Origin of the sequence: Marisediminitalea alba, assembly GCF_002993365.1 — a bacterium.
GTDB classification, from domain to species: Bacteria; Pseudomonadota; Gammaproteobacteria; order Enterobacterales; family Alteromonadaceae; genus Alteromonas; species Alteromonas alba.
This window is the reverse complement of record NZ_PVNP01000187.1, coordinates 40,785-48,162: the sequence shown is the minus strand read 5'-3', so window position 1 is coordinate 48,162 and position 7,378 is coordinate 40,785. Positions and strand designations below refer to the sequence as shown.

The following is a 7,378-nucleotide window of genomic DNA, read 5'->3' as shown; positions in this document are numbered from 1 at the left end:
TGCATCATTAATCGACATCGAGTAACAGTGTCCTAATCACGGTTAAGTATGTTCAGCCCTTCATGCTATCGGTTTAATATCACTACTACTGCCTCGGCTGACTTCTGATATTCCATCCCAACATCTCTCGATGTCAGTAGCACACTAAAAAAAATCAGAGGCAGAACATCAGACCTCCCGGGGTAATGCGCGCGACCTTCCTGCTTATGCCTGTCGGCTTTACGTTGTTACATCCCGTGCAAGTATTGGGCTTTAGTGATATTAGCCACCTCACCCTGCAACAACGCCTAAACCGCTTCCTGTTCGTCAGGCCAGCATTTTGCCTTCGGCTTGCTTCTGGCCGGCACCCGGAGATTTCACCTCGCGATGAACACCCTTGCCGTTCAGCTAGCACTTCCCCTTGCCGGGTGTGCAGAGGACTTTCACCTCCAAGTCATCGACTCACCACCACAATGAATCGAACAGTGCTTACGCACTACGCGCCATGCCCGGCGCACTAAGAAAAAACCCCGCATAAGCGGGGTCTGAGTCGAAGTGATTTGGGCTTATTATTATTAACTTAAGTGCCTAATCAATAATGTGTCCGAAGATTATGAACGGCCACCAGTGAAGTCAGGATAAGCTTCCAGACCACATTCACTGATATCAACACCTTCAAATTCTTCTTCTTCGCTAACGCGTACACCGATAACTGCTTTGATGATTAACCAAACCACTAAGCTGGTTACGAATACCCATACGAAGATAGTCAGAGCACCGATGATTTGACCAGAGAAAGTCGCGCCACCAGTAACAGGAACCAGTAACAGACCTAACAGACCAACAACACCGTGAACAGAAATCGCACCTACCGGATCATCGATTTTCAGTTTGTCCAGAGTAACGATGCTGAATACAACCAGGATACCGCCCAGGGCACCAAACAGAGTCGCAGTCAGTGGCGTAGGAGTAGAAGGTTCAGCAGTAATAGCAACCAGACCAGCCAGTGCACCGTTAAGTGCCATTGTCAGGTCAGCTTTACCAAACATGATACGAGCAACAATCAGAGCAGCAATAGTACCACCCGCTGCAGCAGCGTTAGTGTTCATGAATACTACAGCAACCGCGTTTGCGCTTTCTACAGTAGCAGTAGCCAGTACTGAACCACCGTTGAAACCGAACCAACCCATCCACAGGATGAATGTACCTAAAGTTGCCAGAGGCAGGTTTGCACCAGGGATAGCGTTAACTTTGCCATCTGCAGTGTATTTACCTTTACGGGCACCCAGTACCAGTACACCCGCTAATGCAGCCGCTGCACCAGCCATGTGAACGATACCAGAACCAGCGAAGTCAGAGAAACCAAGGTCGCCCAGTGTGTACATGCCGAATACAGACGCGCCACCCCAGGTCCAGGCACCTTCCATTGGGTAGATAAAGCCAGTCATCACTACTGAGAATGCAAGGAATGCCCACAGCTTCATACGTTCAGCTACCGCACCAGATACGATAGACATTGCAGTGGCAACGAATACTACCTGGAAGAAGAAGTCAGCTGATGGTGCATAGGTTGCTGGTTCATCAGCAACACCAGTTGCGCCGTCGCCTACGATGCCGCCCAGGAAAGGTACCCAGTCACCACCGCCGTACATGATGCCGTAACCGCAAATCATGTACATAGTACAAGCGATCGCAAACAGTGCGATGTTTTTAGTTAAGATTTCAGTTGTGTTTTTAGCACGTACAAGGCCAGCTTCCAGCATGGCAAAACCTGCAGCCATCCACATTACCAGTGCGCCACAGATCAAAAAGTAAAAGGTATCTAACGCGTACCCTAATTCAAAAGTTGTTTCCATTATGCTTATCTCCGCAAATTTCTCGTCGACTGCTTTTACAGTGCGTCGGTATCTGTTTCGCCAGTACGAATCCGGACAGCGCCTTCAAGGTCGTAAACGAAGACCTTGCCGTCACCAATTTTGCCGGTTTTCGCAGCACCTGTGATGGCTTCAACCAAACGTTCCACCTGATCATCCTGAACTGCAATTTCCAGTTTGACTTTCGGCAGGAAGTCGACCTGATACTCGGCTCCGCGGTATAATTCTGTATGTCCTTTTTGACGTCCGAAACCTTTCACTTCGGTTACGGTCAGACCGTCAATACCGATTTCTGAAATGGCTTCACGAACATCATCCAGCTTAAATGGCTTGATGATTGCTGTGACTAGTTTCATGTGTTGCTCCCAAAATAATAGTGGTTTGCTACCAGTGTTCATGTTGTGCGAGAGTGACTAGAACAAGTCCTATGCCACAAATTAAAACCCATATAAATCAATAACTAAATTAAAAATTGTTATATTTTCTTACAATTTTACGCACCATTAAAATGCATGAGACCCGGTTTGCACCATTTTGGTGCCGCCACATTTCATCCTGTCAGTAATGTCGTTTATCGCAGGGAACTTAGCGTAAAACAGCCGGTCTATCTGGCATGGAAAAAATGGACTTAGCCTTTACCGGGCCTACGCGTTTTCAACCTGCTGAACCAGCCCCGAAGAAAGCTGGCAGACTGGTGTGGCTGATTGTCGGCTCGGTGCTGGTTCATATTGCAGTGCTGGCCACGTTATCGTTCCCACCGCCTGCTACACCGCCGGTGAAATCCAGTCCGGTGCAAGCGGTCTTGTACACGCCTGTTATACCTGCACCAATCCAAACCGCAGCCGAAGAATTGCCCGAACCCGCTGTAACCGAAGCCCCTCCTGAAGAATCAAAGATAGTCGAGTCTCAGCCCGTAAACGAACCATCACAAACCGAAACCGCGACACCACCAGCCGAAGAAATTTCCGATGTCAGTACTGAAGCCTCTGCACCGTATTCAGGTGAAATACTCACCCAGGCAGAGGACAGCCCCGCACCGCCTTCACGACGTCTATCGAACGCCGTCAGCCGGGGGATTGCAGGACTACAGTCACAAAAACAGCATGAACTCGCCGAACAAGTCACGCGGCAGCGCCGTCTGGAGCAGAAATCACCAGATTTACGCATTGGTGAGTACAAACCAGCCGAGCAAACAATTGGAGAATATGCCGTGAATTGCGAAAAGGGAGTGAATAGTACTGTGGCAACAGTTGCGCGACTGTTTGGAGGCAATGTAAAGTGCAATCAACGCAATGAATTCCAACAATTCATCGACAAACGACAACACAAACAAACAGAACAATAAGGGACTGCCCGTGGCCGGAGCCAACTTACTTGCACTCATTGATGATATAGCCACCCTGCTAGACGATGTCGCCATGATGTCGAAAATGGCAGCCAAGAAAACTGCCGGTGTGCTGGGTGATGATTTAGCGCTGAATGCCAATCAGGTACAGGGCGTGAAACCCGACCGCGAGATACCCGTGGTGTGGGCAGTGGCTAAGGGCTCCTTCATCAATAAACTAATACTCGTGCCTGCCGCATTGTTGATCAGTGCTTTTGTACCGGTACTAATCACAGTACTGCTGGTACTTGGCGGACTCTATTTATGTTTTGAGGGAGCTGAAAAAGTGCTCCATCGTTTCCTGCCCCATGCCGACAGCGCCGAGGAAGCCGATGAGCGCCTTAATAATCTGGCCGATGCTTCCATTGACCTGGTGCAAATGGAGAAAGACAAAATTAAAGGGGCGATACGCACCGACTTTATTTTGTCTGCAGAGATTGTAGTGATCACCCTCGGCAGCCTGCAAGGTGCCGACCTTACCACGCAAATTCTGGTCCTCAGCGGACTAAGTATTGCCTTTACCATTGGGGTTTACGGTCTGGTGGCCGGCATTGTAAAAATGGATGACCTCGGTTTATACCTGCTGCGTAAATCACTAACGGGTGGCTACAACAGTGCGCAGCGTATAGGCGGGCGTTTTTTACTGACAGCAGCACCGATTCTGATGAAAGTCCTGTCATTCGTTGGCACCATCGCAATGTTTTTGGTAGGCGGCGGCATTCTGACTCACAGTATCCCGTTCTTACATCATCTCGCTGAATCGGTAACCCAGCTGATACCACAGATAGCCTTAATTCTCAGTATCGCCGCAGATGGTATCGCCGGATTAATCGCAGGGACGATCATCGCTTTCGCCCTGGCTGTTTTTAATAAAGTCCGTCAGTAATCAGACTCCGCATCACAGTAAAGTAGCGTTAGCCATTTGCGCTACTTTACTGGCAATTCAGTTATTAATTAGCAAAAAAAACCACACGCTCAGTTTTACCCGCCTTCGCAAAAACACAATAAAACTATAAAAATCAGATCTTTATAAATTAATCACCTGACTGGCACAACTATCGCTAACTATTCTGCGACTTAGATTAACAGACAGCCTGCTCGGCGAGCATGATGAGGCTCTGATTGGGTACAGGGCAGTAAGTGTGAATCGCTTATTGGTGTGCCCGTAACGAACAGCGAGGTTCAAGATTATGATTACTTACAGTTTTTTAATTTGGCTTTTATTGGGTCCGGTGCTGGCCTATATCGTTGCGCTGGGGATTTTTAACGGGATTCGTTACCTGTTTACGTCAGACTCATTGATCCACTAAAGGCTTACCGCATTTGTATCCCTGGACACTCCCGTAGTGCCACTTCTCAGGAATTGCAGATCTCTGCAATCTCCTGAGTTTTTTATCTGCTAGAGACTAATAATTACTCGCAGTTACTCGTCTATAGCAAGCTAGCAGCCTCTTTTCTTCACAACAATCTTATTTTTTCTATAACGTTCACTTTAAATACGATAGATGTCTTGGCATTTTGTCGGGGTGCCGACAGCACCAAGGGGCGTTATGCGACGCCCCTTGACCCCCGCAGTTCTTACTCACGAAAAACATACTGTCATCGGGCAGGTAAAACCTATCGACCAGAGAGGGCTCCATGCCCTCGCTGGCCGGAGGCGTCGTCCATGACGCCTCTACGCTTTTACTTCATCTGCCCAATGACAGTATCTCGCTCAATAAGAACCAAAAATAAGGATGTATTGCACTCTGGTTGTAAACTTCGCCGACCAGGTAGTTTTAGCCAGGTTTTATGAGCCTATCAACCACCAAACAACCTTTCCCACCAGGACTTATCCTTAGCTTTCTTAGCAGGCGCTTTTTCTCCCAACTGACCCACACACCCCTGAGCAGGCGGCAGCGCATCGAGTACGGCAGGCACACTCATACTGCCCTGACACCCGGCCGTTACTACCGCACCGGTTACAGGATCGAAATGCGCAATCCCCAGGCCATTAGGAAAACGTCGGGACAGGGATTTAGGTTCCTGTAACTGCTGATAGGCGAGAAACACCGGCAGCGCACCAGTAGAGCCTGTCAGGCCGGTTGAACGGTTTTCATCATTGCCTACCCACACCGTAGCCAGATTATTGCGATCGTATCCGGCAAACCAGCTGTCGCGGTAATCGTCGGTGGTACCGGTTTTTCCCGCCATGTTTATGTTGTCATAGGTTCTGCCAATAGCTTTTGCCGTACCTTCTGTGGCCACCTTATAAAGCGCATAATTAAGCAAATAAGCTGACTCCTCGTTAACGCGCTGTTCGCCATATTCGGCCTGACGCCACATTAAACGGTTATTCACGCTCACAATGGCACTCACCGTATGTAGCGGTCGGTACGCACCATTATTAGCAATCGTCTGGTATATCTGGTTGGTTTCAAAGGGGGTCAGCGCTACCGCGCCCAGGGTAAGCGCAGGTACTTCCGGAACCGGCCGTTTAACACCCAGATTTTTTAAAGTAGCGGCAACGTTATCGATGCCCAGCTCAAGCCCCAGATTAACCGTAGGCACATTAAGTGACAAACTAAGCGCATCAATAAGCGGCACAGAGCCACGATAAGTTTTATCAAAGTTTTGCGGCTGCCAGTTATCACCGTGTTCATCGCTGAGAGATAATGGCTTATCTTCCAGTGGTGTAGCCAGATTGTACTGCGCTGGTTGCTCAAGTGCCGTCAGGTACACAGCCGGTTTTACCAGCGAGCCGATGGGCCGTACCGCATCCAGAGCGCGGTTAAAGCCAGCAAAGCTGACATTGCGCCCGCCTACCAGTGCGCGCACCTCACCGCTGCCAATGTCTGATACCACCATCGCGCCTTCCAGGGTCGCTTCGCGGCCTGGTTGCAAGCGATCCAGAGTGCTGGTTAAAGCCTGTTCGGCGCGGCGTTGGGCATAAATGTCCAGGGTGGTGAACACCTTCACGCCCGACTCCCGAATGTTAGGGTCAGCAAGAATGGTTTGTAGCTCTTTACGCACCTGAGTCATAAATGCCGGATGTTTACCGGTCGCCAGGCTGTCGCCAGTAGCAATACCTACTGGTCTGGAGACGGCCAATTCGTATTGCTGCGGGGTTAACTCATTGCCTTCCAGCAACAAACGCAACACCAGATTGCGCCGTTCGATGGCACGTTCGGGGTACTTACGGGGGTTGTAATAAGAAGGGCCTTTTATCATCCCTACCAACATGGCGATTTCGGTTTCGTCGAGTTCGTACACCGGGCGGTCGAAATAAAAATAACTGGCCAGGCCGAAACCATGTACAGCCATATCACCGCTCTGCCCCAGGAACACTTCATTCAGATAAGCCTGGATGATCTTGTCTTTGCTGTAGCGGGCATCAATGATGATGGCCATCAGTGCTTCTTTAATTTTTCGTTCAAGCGAACGTTCGCGGGTCAGATAGAGGTTTTTAACCAGTTGCTGAGTGAGCGTACTGCCGCCCTGAACCGTGCGCCCCGCTGCGATATTCGCTAGTAGCGCACGGATGATAGACAACGGGGCAATACCGTGATGACTGTAAAAGTCACGATCTTCGGTAAGCGTTAATGCCTTTACCAGTAACGGCGGCACATCTTCCAGCGTCACCAGCATACGATCTTCCTGACTGCCACTGGCAAGACGGGTTACCAGCCAGGATTCCAGCCTGACCTGTTGTAATGACTGGTCTGTTTGTAAGTCAGTAATAGAGGCGATGCGCGCACCATTCCAGCGGATAGCTAACTGCCGCAACGGCTGAAAGCCATCAGGAAAGTGGAACGCCCGACGGTAAATATTAATAGCGGCCTGACTAACACTGTATTCGCCACTGCCCTGAATCTGATTCACCCGTCGGTAACCCAGCAGTTTCAGCTCATCCAGCACTTCTTTTCGAGTAATCTCCTCACCCTTTTGCAGTTGCAGCGGACGGGCATAGATTTGTGCAGGCACCTGCCATTTATTACCTGAAAAGTGGTGCTTAATCTGGGCATCAAGATAAATAATGTAGGCCCCGAACAGCACCAGCAGAATTAAAGATAACTTCCAGAAAAACCGCCAGAGTCGGCGTTTTCGGTTAGGATGAGAAGTAGGCTCGGCTTTTTTTGATGTCACAACGCTTCCTGTAAAT

Annotated in this window: 5 protein-coding genes; 2 read left to right on the top strand and 3 right to left on the bottom strand. The window is 49.5% G+C overall.

From position 1 onward, the window contains the following. Positions 1 to 590: 590 nt before the first annotated feature. Both C6Y40_RS16795 and glnK read right to left on the bottom strand, forming a co-directional pair. Complete coding sequence (locus C6Y40_RS16795; RefSeq protein ID WP_105935565.1) at positions 591 to 1,835, bottom strand: ammonium transporter; 1,245 nt, start codon at positions 1,833 to 1,835, stop codon at positions 591 to 593. 35 nt (positions 1,836 to 1,870) lie between these two features. Further along, positions 1,871 to 2,209, bottom strand: a complete 339-nt coding sequence (glnK, locus tag C6Y40_RS16790) for a P-II family nitrogen regulator (RefSeq protein ID WP_105935564.1) — start codon at positions 2,207 to 2,209, stop codon at positions 1,871 to 1,873. Positions 2,210 to 2,466: 257 nt separating this feature from the next. On the opposite strand from glnK, the gene C6Y40_RS16785 reads away from it, so the two are divergent. Both C6Y40_RS16785 and C6Y40_RS16780 read left to right on the top strand, forming a co-directional pair. Continuing rightward, entirely contained in the window at positions 2,467 to 3,198 is a 732-nt protein-coding gene (locus C6Y40_RS16785) for a hypothetical protein (RefSeq protein WP_105935563.1), read from the top strand. A 10-nt stretch (positions 3,199 to 3,208) separates the two neighbouring features. After that, positions 3,209 to 4,123, top strand: coding sequence for a DUF808 domain-containing protein (locus C6Y40_RS16780; protein ID WP_105935562.1), 915 nt, complete (start codon positions 3,209 to 3,211; stop codon positions 4,121 to 4,123). Between the two features lie 914 nt (positions 4,124 to 5,037). On the opposite strand, the gene mrcB is transcribed toward C6Y40_RS16780, so the two are convergent. Beyond that, positions 5,038 to 7,362 (bottom strand): penicillin-binding protein 1B, encoded by a 2,325-nt coding sequence (gene mrcB, locus C6Y40_RS16775; RefSeq protein WP_240621995.1) that lies wholly within the window; start codon positions 7,360 to 7,362, stop codon positions 5,038 to 5,040. Between the last annotated feature and the right edge of the window lie 16 nt (positions 7,363 to 7,378).